Annotated in this window: 19 protein-coding genes; 4 read left to right on the top strand and 15 right to left on the bottom strand. The window is 74.2% G+C overall.

Features of this window, described 5'->3' with window-relative positions; genetic code table 11:
• The first annotated feature begins 76 nt into the window (after positions 1–76).
• Positions 77–1,540: a hypothetical protein gene (locus ACLE50_RS02710; RefSeq protein WP_410941729.1), complete on the top strand. Its 1,464-nt coding sequence runs from the start codon at positions 77–79 to the stop codon at positions 1,538–1,540.
• A 94-nt stretch (positions 1,541–1,634) separates the two neighbouring features.
• Positions 1,635–2,507, top strand: coding sequence for a 1,4-dihydroxy-2-naphthoate polyprenyltransferase (locus tag ACLE50_RS02705; RefSeq protein WP_410941728.1), 873 nt, complete (start codon positions 1,635–1,637; stop codon positions 2,505–2,507).
• On the opposite strand, the gene ACLE50_RS02700 is transcribed toward ACLE50_RS02705, so the two are convergent.
• The gene (locus ACLE50_RS02700) at positions 2,460–2,876 is read right to left on the bottom strand and encodes a DUF4229 domain-containing protein (protein ID WP_410941727.1); all 417 of its coding nucleotides are present in this window, start codon (positions 2,874–2,876) and stop codon (positions 2,460–2,462) included. The two genes, ACLE50_RS02705 and ACLE50_RS02700, sit on opposite strands and share 48 nt — an antisense overlap.
• A 384-nt stretch (positions 2,877–3,260) precedes the next feature.
• Here ACLE50_RS02700 and ACLE50_RS02695 point away from each other — a divergent pair, with 384 nt between their 5' ends.
• Both ACLE50_RS02695 and ACLE50_RS02690 read left to right on the top strand, forming a co-directional pair.
• Entirely contained in the window at positions 3,261–3,473 is a 213-nt protein-coding gene (locus ACLE50_RS02695; RefSeq protein WP_410941726.1) for a BldC family transcriptional regulator, read from the top strand.
• Positions 3,474–3,614: 141 nt separating this feature from the next.
• Positions 3,615–3,854: a hypothetical protein gene (locus ACLE50_RS02690; RefSeq protein WP_410941725.1), complete on the top strand. Its 240-nt coding sequence runs from the start codon at positions 3,615–3,617 to the stop codon at positions 3,852–3,854.
• A gap of 21 nt (positions 3,855–3,875) precedes the next feature.
• Here the strand turns inward: ACLE50_RS02690 and ACLE50_RS02685 are convergent, their stop codons facing one another.
• The 14 genes from ACLE50_RS02685 to ACLE50_RS02620 form a co-directional block, all read right to left on the bottom strand.
• Positions 3,876–6,101 (bottom strand): nucleotide-binding protein, encoded by a 2,226-nt coding sequence (locus tag ACLE50_RS02685; protein WP_410941724.1) that lies wholly within the window; start codon positions 6,099–6,101, stop codon positions 3,876–3,878.
• Between the two features lie 43 nt (positions 6,102–6,144).
• Positions 6,145–7,119: a c-type cytochrome biogenesis protein CcsB gene (gene ccsB, locus ACLE50_RS02680; RefSeq protein WP_410941723.1), complete on the bottom strand. Its 975-nt coding sequence runs from the start codon at positions 7,117–7,119 to the stop codon at positions 6,145–6,147.
• Positions 7,120–7,124: 5 nt separating this feature from the next.
• On the bottom strand, positions 7,125–8,774 hold the full coding sequence (resB, locus tag ACLE50_RS02675; RefSeq protein WP_410941722.1) for a cytochrome c biogenesis protein ResB: 1,650 nt from the start codon (positions 8,772–8,774) through the stop codon (positions 7,125–7,127).
• A 10-nt stretch (positions 8,775–8,784) separates the two neighbouring features.
• Positions 8,785–9,681, bottom strand: coding sequence for a cytochrome c biogenesis CcdA family protein (locus ACLE50_RS02670; protein ID WP_410941721.1), 897 nt, complete (start codon positions 9,679–9,681; stop codon positions 8,785–8,787).
• A 23-nt stretch (positions 9,682–9,704) separates the two neighbouring features.
• Entirely contained in the window at positions 9,705–10,304 is a 600-nt protein-coding gene (locus ACLE50_RS02665; protein WP_410941720.1) for a TlpA family protein disulfide reductase, read from the bottom strand.
• On the bottom strand, positions 10,301–10,960 hold the full coding sequence (locus tag ACLE50_RS02660) for a histidine phosphatase family protein (RefSeq protein WP_410941719.1): 660 nt from the start codon (positions 10,958–10,960) through the stop codon (positions 10,301–10,303). The genes ACLE50_RS02665 and ACLE50_RS02660 overlap by 4 nt, the downstream gene beginning before the upstream one ends.
• 3 nt (positions 10,961–10,963) lie before the next feature.
• Positions 10,964–12,295, bottom strand: coding sequence for a glutamate-1-semialdehyde 2,1-aminomutase (gene hemL, locus ACLE50_RS02655; RefSeq protein WP_410941718.1), 1,332 nt, complete (start codon positions 12,293–12,295; stop codon positions 10,964–10,966).
• A gap of 22 nt (positions 12,296–12,317) precedes the next feature.
• Positions 12,318–13,055, bottom strand: a complete 738-nt coding sequence (locus ACLE50_RS02650) for a hypothetical protein (RefSeq protein ID WP_410941717.1) — start codon at positions 13,053–13,055, stop codon at positions 12,318–12,320.
• A gap of 318 nt (positions 13,056–13,373) precedes the next feature.
• The gene (gene hemB / locus ACLE50_RS02645; protein WP_410941716.1) at positions 13,374–14,348 is read right to left on the bottom strand and encodes a porphobilinogen synthase; all 975 of its coding nucleotides are present in this window, start codon (positions 14,346–14,348) and stop codon (positions 13,374–13,376) included.
• Between the two features lie 43 nt (positions 14,349–14,391).
• Entirely contained in the window at positions 14,392–15,435 is a 1,044-nt protein-coding gene (locus tag ACLE50_RS02640; protein ID WP_410941715.1) for an alpha/beta fold hydrolase, read from the bottom strand.
• A 159-nt stretch (positions 15,436–15,594) separates the two neighbouring features.
• Entirely contained in the window at positions 15,595–17,136 is a 1,542-nt protein-coding gene (locus ACLE50_RS02635) for a bifunctional uroporphyrinogen-III C-methyltransferase/uroporphyrinogen-III synthase (RefSeq protein ID WP_410941714.1), read from the bottom strand.
• A complete protein-coding gene (gene hemC, locus ACLE50_RS02630; RefSeq protein WP_410941713.1) occupies positions 17,133–18,104 on the bottom strand; it encodes a hydroxymethylbilane synthase in 972 nt (323 codons plus the stop codon). Before hemC ends, ACLE50_RS02635 begins: the two co-directional genes overlap by 4 nt.
• Positions 18,101–19,525: a glutamyl-tRNA reductase gene (locus ACLE50_RS02625; protein WP_410941712.1), complete on the bottom strand. Its 1,425-nt coding sequence runs from the start codon at positions 19,523–19,525 to the stop codon at positions 18,101–18,103. The genes hemC and ACLE50_RS02625 overlap by 4 nt, the downstream gene beginning before the upstream one ends.
• Complete coding sequence (locus ACLE50_RS02620; RefSeq protein WP_410941711.1) at positions 19,522–20,295, bottom strand: redox-sensing transcriptional repressor Rex; 774 nt, start codon at positions 20,293–20,295, stop codon at positions 19,522–19,524. Before ACLE50_RS02620 ends, ACLE50_RS02625 begins: the two co-directional genes overlap by 4 nt.
• Positions 20,296–20,411: the final 116 nt, after the last annotated feature.

Genomic DNA, 20,411 nt, shown 5'->3' with positions numbered 1-20,411 from the left:
TTCTGCCACTGCCGACACACGGTTCTCCTGAATCGCAGTCGTCACACGAGTCACAGCGAGCGCGGGGGTTGTGGAGATGCGCAGGATGACGCGGGCCGGTCTGCGGGGCATCGGCCTGCTGGCCGCGACCGGTGCACTCTGTGCGGCCGCGGTGGTTCCGGTGGCGGGTGCCGCCGAGCCGGACACCACCTGGCAGCCGGACCTGGCGAAGGGCGAGGGGACCGGGATCGTCGTCGGTGACGGCTCCGCCCGGTTCGACCGGGGCACCGCGCACGGCGCGCCGGCCTCGGACGCCAACGGGGACACCGAGAGCTCGGCCGACCCGTCCAACGTCGTGCCGACCGGCCTGCTGACGCTGCCCGCCCGCGACCTCGACGCACCGACCCGCGAGATCGACTCCACGCTCGACGCCGACCTGCCGCCCGGCTCCACCGCCACGGTCGACGTCCGCGGCCGCCGCGCCGACGGTGCCTGGACCGAGTGGATCCCCGCGGCCTCCACCGGCCCGGCGAGCCCGGCGCGGGCCGAGCTGCCCGTCGCGTCGCGCGAGGTGCAGGGCCGGCTGGTGCTGACCTCGACCGGCGGCCCCGCGCCGACGGTGCACTCGGTGACGCTGAGCGCCGCCCCCGCCTCGCTGGCCGAGGCGGTGCCCGACACCGAGTCGGCGTCACGAAGCTTCTCGGTCTTCGCCACCCGCGAGGGCCTCGTCGGCGGCACCACCGCCAACGGACACCGGATCACCGATCGGGACCGCTTCGTCGCGCTGCCCTCGCGCCGCGCGCTCTCCGCCGACGGCAAGAGCGACTACTCGGTCAAGATCTGCGCCCCGAACGGACGCTGCGCGTTCGCCCCGGTCTGGGACATCGGGCCGTGGAACACCCAGGACGACTACTGGAACGCGGGCCGCACGCGCGAGCGCTTCGCCGACCTGCCGCAGGGCATGCCGCAGGCCTCCGCCGCCTACCGCGACGGGCACAACGGCGGCCGCGACCAGTTCGGCCGCAAGCCCGCCAACCCGGCCGGCATCGACCTCGGTGACGGGATCTTCTGGGACGCGCTGGGGCTGAAGAACAACTCCCAGGTCCAGGTCGACTACCTCTGGACGGGGAGCCGGCGGCTGTCGGCGATTCGCGCCGAGGGCTCGCCGGACGTGCCGATCCTGTCCGCACCGAGGACCGGGGCATCGGTCGTCGGGATGGCGGCGGACTCCGCGGACGTGCCGCTGGAGTGCGTGCAGGGCACCGGGGCGCAGCGCTACGTACAGATCGGCGACAAGCAGTACGTCCGGGCCTCCGCGGTCCGCGAGCTGCCCGCCGACCTGCCGGCCTGCGGTGCGGCCGCCCCGGCCCCGGCGACTTCCGCCACTCCGGCCCCGGCGGCTTCCGCCACTCCGGCTCCGGCACCGGCTCCGGCGACGGCTGCTCCGGCACCCGCGACGAGCCCCGCGCAGTCCCCCGCGAACACCCCCGCCGGCGAGCAGCAGGCGGCCCCGCGGATCCAGCCGGGTTCGGCGCAGCGCGCCCAGTCCAGCGCCTCCTGACCACCCATTTCGCCCCCGAGCCGGGCACACGTCGTCGCACCTGGTGCGGCGGCGTGTGCCCGGACACACCGCCCCGCGAGCTAGATTCGAGGGCGTGGCCACCCTGGCGGAGTGGGTCGAGGGGGCGCGTCCGCGCACCCTCCCCACCGCGATCTCACCCGTACTCGTCGGAACCGGCGCCGCGATCGGCGCCGGCGTCGTCGCCCCCGGAGCCGCACTGCTCGCGCTCGTCGTCGCGGTCGCGCTGGTGATCGGCGTCAACTTCGCGAACGACTACTCCGACGGCATCCGCGGCACCGACGACGACCGCGTCGGGCCGCAGCGACTGGTCGGCTCCCGCGCCGCGTCGCCGTCGCTGGTGAAGTACGCCGCGTTCGGCTGCTTCGGGGTCGCCGCCGTCGCCGGGCTCGTACTGACGGCACTGTCCGGGCAGTGGTGGCTGATCGCCGTCGGCGCGGTCTGCATCGTCGGTGCCTGGTACTACACCGGCGGCGCACGCCCCTACGGCTACGCCGGCCTCGGCGAGGTCGCGGTGTTCGTGTTCTTCGGCCCCGTCGCCGTACTCGGCACGATGCTCACCCAGGCCGGGACGGTCGATGCCGAGGCGGTCGCCGGCGCGGTCGGCGTCGGGCTCCTGTGCTGCGCCGTGCTCGTCGCGAACAACCTGCGCGACATCCCCGGCGACCGCGTCGTCGGGAAGCGGACCCTGGCCGTACGGCTGGGCGAGCGCGGCACCCGCACGCTCTACCTGCTGCTCGCGGCGGTGCCGTTCGTGCTGGCGGTGGGGGCCTCGTTCGACCGGATCGGGGCGCTGCTGGCCCTGCTCGCGATCCCGGTGGCAGTCCGTCCGGTGCGGACCGTGCTCGGCGGCGCGGAGGGCCCGGCACTGATCCCGGTCCTGCGCGACACCGGCCTGCTGCTACTGGCCTGGTCGGTGCTCACCGGCGTCGGTCTCGCCCTCGGCTGAGGCGGGCGCGGAACCTTCACCCGAGGAGCCGGCCGCACCATCGGGCGACGTGCCGGCCGATGGCTCGGCGTCGCCACGCAGCTGGGCCCGCAGCGACGCCCGCTCGGCCGAGCGCCGGGCCGTGGCCTGTGCGACGGCCGTCTCCATCCGCGCCCGCAGGCCGCGGAAGAGCACCATCGACAGCGGCAACGCGACGACGAGCGCGACGAGCAGCGCGACCAGCGCCGGCACCCCGGCGAGCACCAGGACGAGCGCGATGACCGCGACCAGCGCGACCCGGGCCAGGGTGTAGAGCGCGACCGCTGCGGCGAGCCCGGGCTCACGCGAGCGGGCACGGGCCGCAGCCTGCGGCGGGGTCGGAGCGGACATGCCACCAGGGTACGGACCGGTGCGCGCGGGCCGTCCGGACCGGCGGCCCGTCACCCAGGAGCCTTTACCTTCGGACGGGACACGCGGCCGCGGGCCGCACCCCGGAGCACTGCGACGTTGCTACGGTCGGAGCAGGCCACCCGGCGTACGGTCGAAGATCTGCAGGTCGGCGCCGCGAGATCGCCCCGATGCCTCCCCGGTTGTCCGGTTCGGCCAGCTCGCCGGTTTTGCCCTTTAAGAACCCTTTACCTCCGGACAACCGTTCGAGTACCTGGGGTCTGTGGTGTCACGATGGCCCGGAACGCGGAGCGATGCACCGCCCCGCGCGACAACCGCTCCGCGCGGCACCGGCACCACCGCGCTGCACTTCCTGGAGGACCACCAATGGCAGCTCCGACGCAGGCCCCCGAGCGACTGCTGACCCCGGGCGAGGTGGCCACGCTGTTCCGGGTCGACCCGAAGACCGTCACCCGCTGGGCGTCGGCCGGCCGGATCGGCTCCATCCGCACCCCGGGCGGGCACCGCCGGTTCCGCGAGTCCGAGGTCCGCGGCCTGCTCGCCGACCTGACCAGCGAGGCCTCCCCCGAGATGCGCTGAGCCCACCCTCGGTACCGCTCTCGCGGCGTCGTCGTACGGCGCCGCACCGACGGCCCGTCACCGCCACGATCGTGCGGGACGGGCCGTTCGTCACCCGCCCGACGGGTGACCTTCGCTAGTCTGGGCCGCGGAGGTGGCCTGATGTTGTTCTTGATCTTGCTGGTGGGTGCCGCCGTCGTCGCCGTACTGCTGGTTCGCACGCTGCGGACCGAGCAGATGTCCTCGGAGGCCTCCTCGTACCGCCCGGACCTCCCGTGGCCCACCTCGGGTCAGCGCGCCGAGCGCCCCCGCGCCACCGGCCCGGACGACGACCCGGAGTTCCTGCGCGAGCTCGGCGAGCGGGTCCGCAACCAGGACGAGCCGCCGGAGCCGCGCGGCTGACACCCGGCCCGGCGGGTCTCCTCAGACCGGGAACCCGTCCGCCACCGACGCGGCCAGCTCCAGCAGCGCGGCACGGGTCGGCTCTTCGAGGCTGTCGAGGTCGATCTCCGCCCCCTCCTCCAGGTGCGGGTCGAACGGCACCCGCACGACCGCCCGGCAGCGCCCGGCGAAGTGCTCCGCGACGCGGTCCAGGTCGACCCCGCCGCCGGCTCGCCGGAACACCGAGTTGATGACGACGACGGCGTTGCGCACCAGCGCCGTGTAGCCGTGCGCGTCCAGCCAGTCCAGCGTCGCCGACGCGCTGCGCGCCCCGTCGATCGAGCCCGACGAGACGATCACGATCTGGTCGGCCAGCCCCAGCACCCCGTACATCGCGGAGTGCATCAGGCCGGTGCCGCAGTCGGTGAGCACCAGGCTGTAGAAGTGTTCGAGCAGGTCGAGGGCCTGCCGGTAGTCCTCCTCGCTGAACGCCTCTGACACGGCCGGGTCCTGCTCGCTGGCCAGCACCTCGAGCCTGGACGCGCCCTGCGAGGTGTAGGCGCGGACGTCGGTGTAGCGGCGGACCTGCGGAGCGTCGCGCAGCAGGTGACGCACGGTCGCCGTGGTCTCCAGCGGGATCTTCTGGCTCAGCGTGCCACGGTCGGGGTTCGCGTCGACCGCGACGACCCGGTCACCCCGGTGCGCGGCGAACGTCGCGCCCAGGGTGGCGGTGACGGTCGTCTTCCCGACGCCACCCTTGAGGCTCAGCATCGCGATCTTGTACGACGTCGGCAGCGGCCGCTTGACCCGCGTCTCCAGCTCCCGCAGGTGCAGCTCGGCGGGACTCTCGCCCGGGTTCCACAGACCGCGGGTGAGCACGTAGACGAACCGGCGCCAGCCGCTCTGCGGGACGCGGCGGGCGTTGTGCGGGTGCCGGGACCGTGCGAGGTCCAGGCCGTGGGCGTGCGGGTCGTCGCCGCGGCGGTGCTGGGCGGATCGGGGTTCCGGGGCCTCCGGCGGCGTCGTGCGGCGCGGGCGCGGCGCCGGAGGTGTACGCGGGGTGCCGTCGGTGTTCCAGCCGGAACGACGGGTGCGCGGAGACTGCTCCGGTGCCTGGTCCGCGGCCTCCGGGGCAGGGGCGTCGGGCCCCGCGGGGTCACCGGTCCCGCGTGCTGCCGCTCCCGCGGCGACCGCGCCACCACCGGCTGCGGCGCCCAGGGTCGTCGCCGCACCCGCGGACACGCCGCCGGCGCCCAGGGCCTGGTCGTGCCCGGCGGAATCCTGCCTCGACGAGTCGTCCCGGGCCGGGTCGTACGGGGCGGGGTCGTACGGGGCGGGACCGTGCCCGGAGGTGTCCTGCGGCACGGCGCCGTTCACCGGTCCGCCCTGCTCCGGGGTGTGCCCGTCCGCCGGAGTGTGCGAGTCCGACGGGGTGTCCTGCTGCGGGGCGCCGTTCTGTGCGCGCGGGCGCCCGTTGCGGGGCGGACCGGCCCAGGCCGGGGCGTCCTCCGGGGCCGGACCGGCCTCGGGGCGCCGCCAGAGGACGCCGGTGTCGTCGTCGGGGACGGAGGTGTTCCACCACGGCTCCGCGGAGCCGCCGGGGTGGTAGAGGCCGGTGTCGTCCGGCCCGACGTCCCCCGTGCCGGCGCGGGACGGCTTCTCACCCGGGCCCGCAGCGCGCGGCGCCGGCGGCTCGGCGACCCGGGCACCCGGGCCGTTCTCGTGGCCGGCACCGTTCTCACGGCCGGCACTGTTCTCACGGCCGGCACCGTTCTCGCGGCGGGAGCCGTTCTCGTGGCCGGGGCCGTGCTCACGGCTCTGCTCACGACCCTGATCGTGGCTCTGCCCGGAACCGGCGGGGTCCGTGGCTGCCGCGTCCGGGGACTGCTGCACCGCCGAGAGGTCGATGCCGCGCGGCGGCGTGCAGGGGTCGATCTCGTCGACCAGCTCGTCGTCGACCTCGGGGACCTCGCTGCCCCACTCGTCACCCCACGCCGATCCCGACGGCGGGGTGGCGGTGCCGATCCCGGCCCGCCCGGGTGCGGGGGCCGCGGCCGCCCGCTCCGCCGCGGACGGCGGCCGGGTGCCGCTGCCCTCCGGCGTCGCCCCGGAGCCGGTGGACGCGGTGGACGCGGCCGGTCCGTCGGTGTCCTGGCCCCTGCGGCGGCGCCCTGAGGACCGTCCGGACGCGTCCGCCGCACCCCAGCGCTCACGCACGTAGCGGCCGACCGATCCGTCGGGCTGCTCGCCGGTCCCGTTGTCGCTCACGTGCTACGACGTTAGCCGGGCTCGTCGCACTGGTCGAGACGAGTCACAGACCCGCGTAGGAGTGCATCCCCGAGACGACCATGTTGATGAAGAACAGGTTGAACACGATCGTGACGAACGCGGCGATGTTGATCCACGCCGCGCGCGAGGTCCGCCAGCCCGAGGTGGCGCGTGCGTGCAGGTAGGCGGCGTAGAGCACCCACGCGACGAACGCGACCGTCTCCTTGGGGTCCCAGCTCCAGAACGAGTTCCAGGCCGCCTCGGCCCACACGGCACCGGTGATGATCCCGAACGTGTAGAGCGGGAACGCGAACACCGTCACCCGGTACGCCAACCGGTCGAGCGACTCCGCCGAGGGCAGCTTCGCCGCGAACGAGGCCGGCTTCCCGTTGCGGGCGAGCATGAACAGCACGCTCGCGACCCCCGGGATGAGCAGCAGACCGGACCCGATGGTGATCGTGGTCACGTGAATGGTGATCCAGTAGGACTGCAGCGCGGGCAGCACCGGCGCGGCCTGCAGGTACAGCACGGTCCCGGTGAGGAACATCAGCAGCACGACCGGGGTCAGCACGAACACCCCGGCCGGGCGCAGCGACGGGTGCTTGCGCACCAGCACCAGCCAGCCGACGACGGCCATCAGCGACAGCGCCGAGCAGAACTCGTACATGTTGCCCAGCGGCCACCGGTACGCGGCGAGGCCGCGGAACACGATCGAGCCGAGGTGCAGCAGCGCGGCCAGGACCATCAGCGAGACGCCGATCCGGCCGTAGCGGTCCGGGCGGGCGCGCTTCGGCCGGTCGCCGGTCTCCGGCGGCTCCTCCACGGTGTCGGGCCCGTCCGGGACCGCGCCGCCGGAAGCGCCGACCGCGGCCGGTTCCGGCGCGGCGGCCGGCATGACGCGTGCGACCCGGGCCGCCGCGTACTCCAGCGCACCGAACACCAGCGCGATCAGCAGCACCACGAGCGCGGCCTGGAAGAGCCGGTCGCTCCACAGCGCCATCACCGGATCGACGAGCATCGCCCTCAACCGTCCTTCTTCGTCGTCTCGAGCAGCTCGCCGGAGAGCCGGTCGAACTCCTCGCCGTAGCCGGCCCGGTCGGTCCGGGCCAGGCCTCCCACCTCGACATGGCTGCCCCCGGTCCCGTCCGGGCGGACCCGGACCCAGAACCGGCGGCGCTTGACCGTCAGCGACAGGGTGAGCCCCGCCAGCATGACGATCGCCGAGGCGAGCACCCAGCCCTGGGCCGGGTCGTGGCCGACCAGCAGGTTCACCCAGGGGGTGACGCCGTCGAACCGGACGGTCGTGCCGTCCGGGAGCCTCGTGGTGTCCCCGATGCCCAGGCGTGCCTTCGCGACCGAGCGGAGCTCGCCGTCGTCGATCTTGCGCTGGTCCACCGAGTAGATCGACTGTCCGCGGCCGTCGTCGATGCCCAGGTCACCCAGCATGACGTTCACGTCGGCGGTCGGCGCGCGCAGGTCGGGGTGCACCGACACCAGGGTGCCCTGCGGGTCGATCGCGCCGGTCGGGGCGAACGTGCCGGTGACCGCGATCTGGCTGGTCCGGCGGGCGTCCGGGTCCGCGACGCCGGGCCGTTCGAACTTGGTGGCGCCCTCGGCGAGCTGGGTGCCGCTCTGGTCCACCGGGCGCCACTGGATGTCACCGGTGCGCTTCTGCCCGTCCGGCCAGGTCACGGTGAACTGCGGCGCGTAGCCGTAGCCGGTGAGGTAGACGCGGTCGCCGTCGGTGCGCAGCGGATGGTTCACCGACAGCTCGTAGGGCCGCCATGCGGTGGCGCCGTCGTGCACGTCGGCGGCGGTCTGGAAGCCGATCTGCGAGGCGAACGACGACGGCTGCCCGTTCGGCAGCCACGTCCCGTCGAAGCGGTCGACCTTCACGCAGAACTCGGCGAGGTCGGTGCCGTCGACGCGCAGCCCGGGGCGGAACGAGTCGTAGCCGAGGATGGAGCTGTTGCAGAACTGCTCGCCGTCGGCGCGGACGATGACGTCGCCCTGGTAGCCGTAGAGCTTCCCGGCGGCCAGCCCGACCAGGATCGCGATCAGGCTGAGGTGGAAGACCAGGTTGCCGGTCTCGCGCAGGTAGCCGCGCTCGGCGGAGATCGTGTCGCCGGGGCCGTCCTCGCCGCCACCGCGTTCGGCCTTCCGCCAGCCCTTCAGCAGGCCACGGGCCCGGTCCAGCACCTGCTCGGGTGGTGCGGCGAGCGTGCCCGACGCGTGGTGCGGCAGTCGGGCCAGGTTGCGCGGCGTGCGCACCGGGGCCGCCCGCATCCCGCGCCAGTACTCCGCGGAGCGGGGCAGCACGCACCCGACCAGCGAGATCATCAGCAGCAGGTAGATCGCGGCGAACCAGGGGCTCGCGAACACCTCGAACCCACCGAGCGCGTCGACGACCGGGGCCGCCCACGGGTGGTCGGTGAAGTACTGGTCGACCAGGCGCTGGTTGAGCGAGCGCTGCGGGATCAGCGCGCCGGGCAGCGCGGCCAGGGCCAGCAGGAACAGGAGCACCAGGGCGGTGCGCATGCTCGTGAGGCCGCGCCAGGTGTTACGCAGGAAGGCCGTCGCGGACCGGACGGGGCCGGGCCTGCCCGCGGGCGGCTCGCCGCCGGGGGCGGTCTCGGGCGGCAGCGGCGGCGCGGTGGGTGGGGAGGTGCTCATCGGCGGGACATCAGATCGGCGGGGTGAATCCGGCGGCGGCGACCTGCAGCTTCACCAGCATCTCGCTCCACAGCCCGGACACGAGCAGGACGCCGACGACGACGAGCAGCAGCCCGCCGGTGAGCTGGACGGCGCGGGTGTGGCGGCGCAGGAACCCCAGGGCCGCGACGACGCGGGCGGCACCGAGGGCGATCACGACGAACGGGATCCCCAGGCCGGCGCAGTAGGCGACGATCAGCACGATGCCGCGCAGCGAGCCGCCCCCGGTCCCGGCGGCGACGGCGACGACCCCGGCCAGCGTCGGGCCGATGCAGGGCACCCAGCCCAGACCGAACACCGCGCCGAGCAGCGGCGCACCGGCCAGCCCGGCCCGCGGCGTCCAGTGCAGCCGGTACTCGCGCTGCAGGGCGGGGACGAGACCGGCGAACGCCAGCCCCATGACGATCATGACGACGCCGCCGATGCGCTGCAGCAGCGTCTCGTTGTCGATCAGGAGGTCGGAGAGCCGGACGACGCCGATCATGATCGCGCCGAAGACGACGGTGAAGCCCGCGACGAACAGCAGCGCGGCCCCGGCGACCCGCCAGCGACCGTCCCGCCGTGCCGGAGCGGCCGGGGCGGGGACGTCCGGGGCGGGGGCGTCCGGGACCTGAGAGTTGGGGGCCGGGACGTCGGAGGCCGCGGCGCCGGCGGCGGCCGGGGCGCGGCGCGCGGCGGCGCGTTCGCGGGCCTCGATCGGCGTGACCGGCGGGGACTGCGCCCCGACCAGCCCGGCGAGATAGGCCAGGTAGCCGGGCACCAGCGGGACGACGCACGGCGAGGCGAAGCTGACCAGCCCCGCCAGCACCGACACGGCCACCGCGAGCAGCAGCGGGCCGCTCATCGCGAGGGTGGTCGTGGCGTCCATCGTTTCCCAGGGTAGAAGGGCCGTCAGCCCTGATCGGGGGCCGGGGCCTCGTGGGCCAGGCGCTGGACCAGCGGGAGCAGGTCCGAGCTGCCCACCGGGAGCAGGAACACCGCCGCCACCCGGTGGCTGCGGTCGAGCACGATCGTCGACGGGACGATGTTGCGCGGATAGCCGTCGAGGCGCGCCAGGGTGCGGCCCGGGGCGTCGTAGATGGAGTCGTAGCCGAGGTTGCGGTCGGTGACGAAGTCGGTGGCGGCCTGGCGGTCGTCACGGACGTCGATGCCCAGCACCGCAGCGTCCTTCGCGGCCGCCTTCGCCACGGCCTGCAGCTCCGGGGCCTCGGTGCGGCACGGCCCGCACCAGGAACCCCAGATGTTCAGCACGACGATCTTCCCGGGGTAGTCGGCCAGGCCGATCTGCTGCCCGGGCCGCAGCAGGCTCTCCCCGCGCAGGTCGGAGATCGGCTGCCGGCTCGACGGCGGGTCGTAGAGGATCCGGGTCTGGCCGCCGGGGGCGACGAAGCGGAACTCCTGCCCGCCGGAGCCGTCGACGGCGTCCTTGCCGACGCCGCACCCGGCGACCAGCAGGAACGCCGCCAGCAGCGGGAGCAGGAGCCGTCTCATGCCCCGGTCACCAGTGCGCCGCTGGGGCCGGCCGGCTCGGCGTAGCGCAGGCCCGTCATCCGGGTGCCGGTGAACTCGACGCTGGTCAGCGAGGCCAGCGCGCACTGCCTGCGGCGCGGGTCGTGCCAGAGACGCTGCCCGAGCAGGTAGCGGCGCAGCGTCCAGATCGGCAGCTGATGGGACACGCAGACGACCTCGCGGCCGGGGGCGAGCGCACGGGCGGCGTGCACCGCACCGAGCATGCGGTGCGCGATCCGCAGGTACGGCTCGCCCCAGGACGGGGTGAACGGGTCGCGCAGCAGCCGCCAGGCCTCGGGCCGTTTGAGGGCGCCGTCGCCGACGGCGAACCGCTTGCCCTCGAACAGGTTCCCGGACTCGATCAGGCCGTCGTCGGTGCCGATGTCGACACCGTGCTCGGCCGCGATCGGCTCCGCGGTCAGCTGGGCCCGCAGCAGCGGGGACGCGACGACGGCGGCGACGTCGTTGTCTGCCAGGTACTCGGCGACGGTCTTGGCCTGCGCCGCGCCGTGGTCGGAGAGCCGGAAACCGGGACGACGGCCGTAGAGGATCTTCTCCGGGTTGTGCACCTCGCCGTGGCGCAGCAGGTGCACGACGGTGACGGGGCCTGTCGGCTCCGGGGTCGAACGGTCTCCCACGGCTCAGGCACCGTCCGGGCGGGTCGCGGCCGCGGCGGCCTGCGCGGCGGCACCGAGCGCGGTCTCGATCTGCGCGAACGCGTCGTCGTCGAAGGCGGTGTTGACGAACCAGCCCTCGAACGCCGACGGCGGCAGGTAGACGCCGTGGTCCAGCGCGGCGTGGAAGAACGCCGGGTAGCGCCAGGTCTCGGCGGCCTTCGCGCTCGCGTAGTCGGTGACCGCGGTGTCGGTGAAGAACGGGGAGAACATCGTGCCCGCGTACTGCAGGGTGTGCGGGACACCCTCCTTCGACAGCGCGGCCGAGGCCATCTGACCGATCCGGTCGGCGTTGCGCTGCAGGGTCGCGTAGACCTCGTCGTCGGCGAGGCGCAGCGTGGTGGCGCCCGCGGCGACGGCCACGGGGTTCCCGGACAGCGTCCCCGCCTGGTAGACGGGCCCGGCCGGGGCCAGGTACGACATGTGCTCGCGCGAGCCGCCGAACGCCGCGGCCGGGAGCCCGCCGGACATGACCTTGCCGAAGGTGTAGAGGTCCCCGGCGACGCCGTCGACGCCGTACCAGCCCTCGCGCGACGCGCGGAAGCCCGTCATGACCTCGTCGACGACGAACAGGGCGCCGTTCTCGTGGCAGAGGTCGCGCAGCGCGGCGTTGAAGCCCTCGACCGGCGGGACGACGCCCATGTTCCCGGCCGCCGCCTCGGTGATCACGCAGGCGATCTCGGGGCCGCGCTCGGCGAAGACCTGCCGGACGGCGTCGAGGTCGTTGTAGGGGATGACGACGGTGTCGGCGGCCGACGCCCCGGTGACGCCGGGGCTGGTCGGCAGGCCCAGCGTCGCAAGGCCGGAGCCGGCGTCGGCGAGCAGCGCGTCGACGTGGCCGTGGTAGCAGCCGGAGAACTTGACGACGACGGTGCGCCCGGTGATCCCGCGGGCCAGCCGGATCGCGCTCATCGTGGCCTCGGTGCCGGAGTTGACCAGGCGGACCTGCTCGACCGGGGTGCGGCCGATGATCTGCTCGGCCAGGTCGATCTCGCCCGGGGTCGGGGTGCCGAACGACAGCCCGTGCGACGCCGCGGTCCGGGCCGCCTCGACGACGGCCGGATGCGCATGGCCCAGGATCATCGGGCCCCACGAGGAGACGAGGTCGACGTAGGTGCCGCCGTCGGCGTCGGTCAGCCGGCAGCCCTCGCCGGAGACCATGAACCGGGGCGTGCCGCCGACGGAGTTGAACGCGCGGACGGGTGAGTTCACCCCGCCCGGGATCAGCTCGGAGGCCCGGTCGAAGAGGCGGGCCGACTCCGTCGGTTCGGGGTTCCCTGCAGGATTCGCGGCGCTCACGCTGCCAGTCTCCCAGCCGGAGTCACCGCGCGCCCGGGGCCCCGGGCTGCGACGGACGCGAGCTGCGGGCGTCGTACCAGGTCCGGGCGGCGGGGGTGAACAGCAGCCAGATGCCGACGGCGGCCAGGGCGAGGATCGCGACGGCGAACGACGGCAGCGTCGGCGCCATCATCAGCAACAGCGGGATGCCGTAGACGACGGTCAGCACGACGAGCACGAAGCGAGCCCCCGAGCTTCCGCGGAAGGCGACGAACGCGACCACCGCGTAGACCAGCGCGAGCACCACGAAGACGCCGCCCATCACCCGCACCGCCGTGGTGAGCGCCTCGAACGTGAACCCGGAATTGGTGAGCGCCTGCTCCGCCAGGGCCCGCGGGATGCCGGAGCCGTCGAGGGTGGCCTGGTCGATCGTCGTCCTCATCGCGACGACGCCCATCAGCACGAACGGCAGCGCCGACAGCAGCAGCAGGACCAGCGCGAGACGGACCTGGGTGGGCCGGGTGGCAGGCTGCGGCGACGACCCGGTGCCACCGGGCCACGCCGGGTACGGGCCCGACGGCTGCTGGTGCGGGGCCTGCTCCGGGGCGGGTGCCTGCGGCGCCGGGGACGGCTGCTGCGGATACGGCGCCGGGGACGTGCCCGGGGCCCAGCCGTTGGGGTACGGGTTCTGCGGGTACTGCGGATACGTCCCGGACGACGGGCCGGGCCGGTAGTACTGCGGGGTGGACGGTTGCTCGTCCTGCCCGGGCTCGGTGCTCACACCGCCACGGTAGCCGGGCCCCTGTCCGGTTTGCCACGATCGGCGGTACCCGTGCGGAGCGGAATCCGATCACCGGTGCGGCGGGTCGACCAGCAGGTCGCTGCGCCGCACACCGGCCGAGGTCCGGGGTACCCACCTCCGGAATACCTCAGCTGCTGAAACATCTCCGGGAACGTCTCACCTGGTGAGGCATTCCTGAGGTACGGGTGCGGTGTCCCGGTGCCCCGCGAACCTGTCGAACTCAGCGAACCTGTCGAACTCGGCGAGCCCGGCGAACTCGGCAGCCCGGCGAACTCGGCAACCCGGCGCCCGGCGCGCTCAGTCCAGCCAGCCGGCGGCCTCGGTGGCCCAGTAGGTCAGGATCACGTCGGCGCCGGCGCGGCGGAACGACGTCAGCGCCTCGAGGATCGTGCGGTCGCGGTCCAGCCAGCCCTGGGCGGCCGCGGCCTCGATCATCGCGTACTCCCCGGAGATCTGGTACGTCGCGACGGGCACGTCGGACACCTCGGCGATCCGCGCCAGCACGTCCAGGTAGGGCATGCCGGGCTTCACCATCACCATGTCCGCGCCCTCCTCCAGGTCGAGCGCGAGCTCGCGCAGGCCCTCGCGGCCGTTCGCGCCGTCCTGCTGGTAGGTCCGCCGGTCGCCCTTGAGCTGGGAGTTCACCGCCTCGCGGAACGGCCCGTAGAACGCCGAGGCGTACTTCGCGGTGTAGGCGAGGATGCCGGTGTCGTGGAAGCCCTCGTCGTCGAGCGCGGCCCGGATGACACCGACCTGGCCGTCCATCATCCCGCTCGGGCCGACCACGTGCGCCCCGGCGCGGGCCTGCTCGACACCCATCCGCGCGTAGACCTCCAGGGTCGCGTCGTTGTCGACGACCCCCTGCTCGTCGAGCACGCCGCAGTGGCCGTGGTCGGTGAACTCGTCCAGGCACAGGTCCGCCATGACGACGAGGTCGTCCCCGACCTCGGCGCGCACGTCGCGCAGGCCGACGTTGAGGATCCCGTCCGGGTCGGTCGCGCCGGAGCCGATGGCGTCGTGGTGCTCGGGCACGCCGAACAGCATGATCCCGCCGACGCCGGCCGACGCCGCGTCCGCCGCCGCCTTGCGCAGCGAGTCACGGCTGTGCTGCACCACACCGGGCATCGAGGCGATCGGCGTGGGCTCGGTCGCCCCCTCCCGGACGAACACCGGCAGCACCAGCTGCCGGGGCCGGACCTCGGTCTCGGAGACCAGGCGTCGCATCGCGGGGGTGGTCCGCAACCGACGGGGACGCTGCGCCGGGAAACCCATGCGTCCCAGGGTAGGCCCGTCCCGGCAGGCCGCTCGCCGCAGGTCAGCCGGTGTACCCCGGCCGGGCGAGCAGGTCGGCGAGGCCGGCGTCGACGAATGCCGTGTCCTGCGCGTTCTCCCCGTTCCCGGCGAAGTGACCGTAGACACCGGGGATCACGCGGACCTCGCCGTGCTCGATGAACTGCGACGACCAGGCCTCGTCCTCCGGCGGGAAGTACAGGTCCTTCTCCGCCGGCATCGACAGCAGCGGGCAACGGATCGAGCGCAGCGCGGCCGCGGTGTCGCCGTCGAAGCCGGGGGTGTTGCCGACATCGCCGTGCTCCCACGTCCACAGCATCGCCAGCAGGTCGTTCGGGTCGCGGCCGTCGAGGAAGAAGCCCTCCCAGAACCCGACGAGGAAGTCCTGCAGCGAGCTGTAGCCCATGTCCCGCCAGCGTTCCTGCCAGTAGAACGCCTGCGAGAAGCCCCAGCCGGCGTAGATCCGGGCGAACGCGCGCAGCCCACGGACCGGGAGGTCGTCGGCGTCGTACCAGCCGCCGTCGAACGTCGCGTCGGCGCGCATCGCCTCGGCCAGGGAGTACAGGAACACCTTGTTGTGGTCGGCGGTGACCGCGGACCCGCAGAACGGCGCGGCGCGCTGCACCATCTCCGGGTAGCGCACCGCCCACTGGTAGGTCTGCGCCGCACCCATCGACCAGCCGGTGACCAGTGCGAGCGACTCGATGCCGAAGCGCTCGGTCACCAGCCGGTACTGCGCGTCGACCTGGTCCAGGAACGTCACCCCCGGGAAGCGCGCCCGGTCGTAGGGCGGCGGGGTGTTCGACGGCGAGCTGGAGATCCCATTGCCGAGCATGTTCGGCACGATCACGAAGTACTGCTCCGGGTCCAGGGTGTGCCCCGGCCCGATCAGCCACTCGTTGTCGGTGTGCCAGCCGGAGAACCACGTCGGGTAGACGACGGCGTTGCTCCGGTCGGCGTTCAGCTCGCCGTAGGTCGTGTAGCCGAGCCACGCGTCGCGCAGCGTCGCGCCGTGCTGCAGGACGACGTCACCGAGCTCGAACCGCTCGGCGTTCGTGGGTGGGGGCACGGGTTACCTCCTGGGACGCCGCCGAGGTCGGAGGAACGGCGGCGGATCGATCCAGAAGATACTTTCCATCGACAGTGTTGAGAACGGGTGGACATGAGAAAGCGGGTGGGGCGATGCGGATCTCTCCGCAGCACCCCACCCGCTGCCCTTACGCGCGCACTATCGGCGGCGGGCCTTGACCTTCTTCGGCGGCGGCAGGTTGCCCTCGGCGCGCAGCTTCGCGGTGTGCGTGGCCAGCGCGTCGACCAGGGTCGGGACCCGGGACTCCTCGGGCTGCACGTCCACCCGCAGGCCGAACTCCCGCGCGGTCTCCGCGGTGGCCGGGCCGATGCAGGCGACCAGGGTGCGGGCGTGCGGCTTGCCTGCGATGCCGACCAGGTTCCGCACCGTCGACGACGAGGTGAAGCACACCGCGTCGAACCCGCCGGTCTTGATCGCCTCGCGGATCGGCGCGGGCGGCGGCGCGGCGCGCACGGTCCGGTAGGCCGTCACGTCGTCGACCTCCCAGCCACGCTCCTGCAGGCCGGCAGACAGCGTCTCGGTGGCGATGTCGGCGCGCGGCAGCAGCACGCGGTCGACCGGGTCGAGGACGTCGTCGTAGGGCGGGAAGATCTCCAGCAGGCCCTCCGACGTCGAGGACTGGGCCTCGTCGACGTCCGGGACCAGCTCGGGCTGCACGCCGAACTCGCGGACCTTCTCCGCGGTCGACCGGCCGACGCAGGCGATCTTCACGCCGGAGAACGCGCGGGCGTCCAGGCCGAACTCGGCGAACTTCTCCCAGACGGCCTTCACCGCGTTGGTCGAGGTGAACACGACCCACTGGTAGCGGCCGTCGACAAGGCCCTTGACCGAGCGCTCCATCTGCGCGGGCGACCGGGGCGGCTCGACGGCGATCGTCGGCACCTCCTCCGGGATGGCGCCGTGCATGCGCAGCCGCTCGCTCATCACGCCGGCCTGGTCCTTGGTCCGCGGGACCAGGACACGCCAGCCGTAGAGCGCGCGGGACTCCCACCAGGACAGCTCGCCGCGGCGGCCGGCCGCGTCGCCGACGGTCAGCACGAGCGCGCCGTCGAGGTCCCCGCCGTCGGCGGCGAGCTTCGCGACCGTCGAGGAGATCGTCTTCTGGGTGGAGGTGGTGCCCCCGGAGGTGATCGCGACGGCGGTCTCGCCGGGGACGCCCTGGGCGGTCAGCCCGGCGGCGACGTCGGCGAGCAGCGCGCCGGTGGCGTGCAGCACGACCGGCCCGGGCGACGCGGCCAGCGCGGCCCAGTCGACGCCGGCGCGCACGTCGGCCTCGACGTGCGCCGACCCCAGCGCGACACCGGCGTAGGCCGGGACCGCGGTGGAGGCGGGCACCCCGGGCACGACGTCGAACGGCGTGCCGGAGGCCGAGACGGCCATGGCCTCGGCCACGACGGCGTCGTTGGTCAGCGGGTCACCGGTCACCAGGCGGGCGACGGAGCGGCCCTGCCCGGCCTCGCCGAGCAGGTCGCCGGCGATGTCGGAGGGCTGCCCGACGGCCGGGCGCACCTCGGCGCCGTCGGCGGCCAGGGCGAGGATGCCCTCCGGCACGTCCGGGTCGGTGATCACCAGCGGCGAGCCGGCGAGCACGTCCCGGGCGCGGACGGTGAGCAGAGCCGGGTCCCCCGGTCCGCTGCCCACGAAGGCGATCCGCCCCGAGGTGTTGGCAGGGTCAGTCATTCGGTACTCCCGATCCAGCGGTTCACGGAGCCGAGGCCCGCGGGGCGCAGGTCCTCTCCTCCCAGGTCGAGCAGCTCGTGCGCCAGTGCGGCGCCGAGCTTCTCGGCGGTGTCCATCTCTCCGGTGACGGAGGCGCGCACGACGTGGCCCTCCGGGATGTCCCCGACCCCGAGGACGGCGCGCAGCGACAGCCTGTCGATCGCGCGTCCGTCGTCGTCCAGGTCGGAGACGACGTCGGCCAGTGCACCGACCGGGGCGGTGCAGCCGGCCTCCAGGGTGGCCAGGACGGCGCGCTCGGCGGCGACGGCGGCGCGCACGCCCGGGTCGTCGAGCACCGAGCGCAGCGAGTCAACCAGCGCGGTGTCCGAGGTGCGGCACTCGATCGCGAGCGCCCCCTGGGCGGGTGCGGGCAGCATCTGCAGCGGATCGACGAGCTCGTCCGCCTCCTCGATGCGGCCCAGCCGGCGGAGCCCGGCCGCGGCGACGACCACCGCGTCCAGCTCGCCGGAACGGACCTTCCCGATCCGGGTGTCGACGTTGCCGCGGATCGGCTGCACCTCGAGCCCCTGCCCGAGGGCGTAGAGCTGCGCGGCGCGGCGCGGCGATCCGGTCCCGACGCGGGCCCCGCGGCCCAGCTCCCCCAGCACGCGCCCGTTCGAGACGAGCGCGTCGCGGGGGTCCTCCCGGCCGGGGACCGCGGCGATCCGCAGGTCGTCCGGCTGGGCGGTGGGAAGGTCCTTGAACGAGTGCACGGCCACGTCGATCTCGCCGGCGGCGAGTGCGTCGCGCAGTGCCGAGACGAACACGCCGACGCCGAGCTGGGTCACCGGCTTCGAGGAGCGGTCACCGCTCGTCGAGATGCTGACCAGCTCGCACGGGTACCCGGCCTCGGTGAGCCGGTCGGCGATCTGCATGGACTGCGCGACCGCCAGCTTCGACGGGCGCGTGCCGATCTTGAGAACGGTCACGACAGCTGCTCCGGGGGACGGGACCCGATCGACGGCGTGCCGTCGAGCTGGGCCTGCAGGGCGGCGGTGACGTCGGAGCCGTCGACCGTGGCGTCGGCGCCGCGCACCGGGGCGGCCACCGCGGCGGCGGCCTGCGGGTCCAGCTCGAACAGCGTGCGCAGCGCGGCCGCGTAGCTGTCCCCGTCCGGGCCCTCGGCCAGGCGCTTGACCTGCACCGTCGGGGTGTGCAGCAGCTTGTCGACGACCCGGCGGACGGTGCGCGAGAGCTCCTCGCGGACCTGCCCGTCCAGCTCGGGGAGCCGGGAGTCCAGCCGCAGCAGCTCGGCGTCGACGACCTCGGACGCGCGGCGGCGCAGGGCCGTCACGGTCGGGGTGACCTCGGCGGAGCGCTGCCCGGCGAGGTACTGCTGGGCCTCGGCCTCGACCATCTGCTGCGCCGCGGCGATCGCCCCGCCGTCGGCGGAGTCGAGCAGCCTGCGCTGCAGGGTCACGAGGTCGACCATCCGGATGCCGGGCAGCTCGCCCACGGCCGGGTCGACATCGCGCGGCAGGCCCAGGTCGCAGACGACCAGCGGGTGCTCGCGACCGTCGGCCAGTGCCTCGGCGACGGGGTCCACGCCCACGACGTGCCCGATCGCCCCGGTACAGGCCAGCAGCAGGTCCGCGGCGCGCAGCTCGGCGGGCAGGTCGTCGAACCCGGCGGAGCGGGCCGGGGTGCCGTGCTCGAGCACCTTCTCGACCAGGCGCTCGCCGCGCTCGGCCGACCGGTTCACGACGACGATCTCGCCGGCCCCGGCGCGGCGCAGGTGGGCCGCGGCCAGCGCGCCCATCGCCCCGGCGCCGACGATCACGGCGCGGGCGCCGTCCAGGCCGGCACCGGCCGGGCCGCCCAGCTCGCGGTCGGCGTCGCGCAGCGCCTCGGAGACCACCGAGGCACCGGCCTCGTCGATCCCGGTGCCGGCGTGCACCCGCTTGCCGACGCGCAGCGACTGCTGCACCAGCTCGTGGAGCACCTTGCCGACCGAGCCCGCCTCGTCCGCCGCGGCGTAGGCGGAGCGGAGCTGGCCGAGGATCTGCGACTCCCCGACGACCATCGAGTCCAGGCCCGCGGCCAGGGAGAACAGGTGCTGCACGGCCGAGCCGGCGTAGTGGACGAAGAGGTGGTCCGACAGCTCCCCGATCGGGAACCCGGCGTACCCGCCGAGGACGTCGGTGACGTCGCCCAGGCCGCCGTGGAACGCGTCCACGACCGCACAGACCTCGATCCGGTTGCACGTCGAGAGGATCAGCGCCTCTTCCACGTGCGTGCGGTCGAGCATCTCCTCGAGCAGCTTGGGCAGGTCGCCGGGGGCGACGGCCAGGCGCTCCAGCACCTCGACCGGAGCGCTCCGATGCGACAGCCCGACCACGAGGACGCTCATCGCGGGGACACCACCGATCCGTTCGTCTCGCTGCGGTCCCGGTGGTCGACCGGGGCCTGGGCTCCGCCGTGCCGGCGGGCCACGTGGAACGCGAGGACCTGCAGCTCGACCGACAGGTCGACCTTGCGGACCTCGACGTCGTCCGGCACCTGCAGCAGCACCGGCGCGAAGTTGAGGATGGACTGCACCCCGGCCCGGACGAGCAGGTCGCAGGCCTGCTGGGCGGCGGGCCCGGGCGTCGCGAGCATCCCGATGGTCACACCGAGCTCGGCGCACACCGCGGGGATGTCGGACACGTGACGCACCGTGATGCCGCCGATCTCGGCCCCGACGAGGTCCGGGTCGACGTCGAACAGCGCGCTGACCGGGAAGCCGCGGCCGGAGAACCCGGCGTACCCGGCGAGGGCGTGGCCGAGGTTGCCGACGCCGACCAGGGCCACCGACTGGCGGTGGTCCATGCCGAGCTCGCCCTCGAGGCGCTCCTGCAGCGAGGCGACGTCGTAGCCGACACCGCGGACGCCGTAGGAGCCGAGGTAGGACAGGTCCTTGCGCAGCTTCGCCGAGTTCACCCCGGACGCACCGGCCAGCTCCTCGGAGGAGACGGTCTCGACGCCGGACTCGCACAGGTCGCCGAGCACGCGCAGGTAGACGGCCAGCCGGGACACGGTGGCCTCGGGCACCGGACGGGCGGCCGGGCGGTCGCCGTCGACGGCACCGGTCCCGGTCGCGTCGGGGACGGCCGGGACACCGGGTTCGGGTGGCAGGCTCACGGGCCTTCCTCCTCCGGCGTCGGTCGCGGGCTGGTGGTGGGCGGCGCGGCCGGACGACGACACGACCTGCTCGCGGGGGGTTGTCCGCGGGCCGCCGGTCGTCGAGACTGGTCGCG

The organism is Pseudonocardia phyllosphaerae, assembly GCF_046546475.1.
Taxonomy (GTDB): Bacteria; Actinomycetota; Actinomycetes; order Mycobacteriales; family Pseudonocardiaceae; genus Pseudonocardia; species Pseudonocardia phyllosphaerae.
The sequence above is the reverse complement of the archived record's forward strand: the minus strand, read 5'-3'. Positions and strand labels throughout refer to the sequence as shown.

Coding starts and splice junctions, on each gene's coding strand:
- ACLE50_RS02710 (WP_410941729.1), top strand. CDS start 77: ATGCGCAGGATGACGCGGGCCGGTCTGCGGGGCATCGGCCTGCTGGCC.
- ACLE50_RS02700 (WP_410941727.1), bottom strand. CDS start 2,876: ATGTCCGCTCCGACCCCGCCGCAGGCTGCGGCCCGTGCCCGCTCGCGT.
- ACLE50_RS02695 (WP_410941726.1), top strand. CDS start 3,261: ATGGCAGCTCCGACGCAGGCCCCCGAGCGACTGCTGACCCCGGGCGAG.
- ACLE50_RS02690 (WP_410941725.1), top strand. CDS start 3,615: ATGTTGTTCTTGATCTTGCTGGTGGGTGCCGCCGTCGTCGCCGTACTG.
- ccsB (WP_410941723.1), bottom strand. CDS start 7,119: ATGCTCGTCGATCCGGTGATGGCGCTGTGGAGCGACCGGCTCTTCCAG.
- resB (WP_410941722.1), bottom strand. CDS start 8,774: ATGAGCACCTCCCCACCCACCGCGCCGCCGCTGCCGCCCGAGACCGCC.
- ACLE50_RS02670 (WP_410941721.1), bottom strand. CDS start 9,681: ATGGACGCCACGACCACCCTCGCGATGAGCGGCCCGCTGCTGCTCGCG.
- ACLE50_RS02665 (WP_410941720.1), bottom strand. CDS start 10,304: ATGAGACGGCTCCTGCTCCCGCTGCTGGCGGCGTTCCTGCTGGTCGCC.
- hemB (WP_410941716.1), bottom strand. CDS start 14,348: ATGGGTTTCCCGGCGCAGCGTCCCCGTCGGTTGCGGACCACCCCCGCG.
- ACLE50_RS02635 (WP_410941714.1), bottom strand. CDS start 17,136: ATGACTGACCCTGCCAACACCTCGGGGCGGATCGCCTTCGTGGGCAGC.
- ACLE50_RS02625 (WP_410941712.1), bottom strand. CDS start 19,525: ATGAGCGTCCTCGTGGTCGGGCTGTCGCATCGGAGCGCTCCGGTCGAG.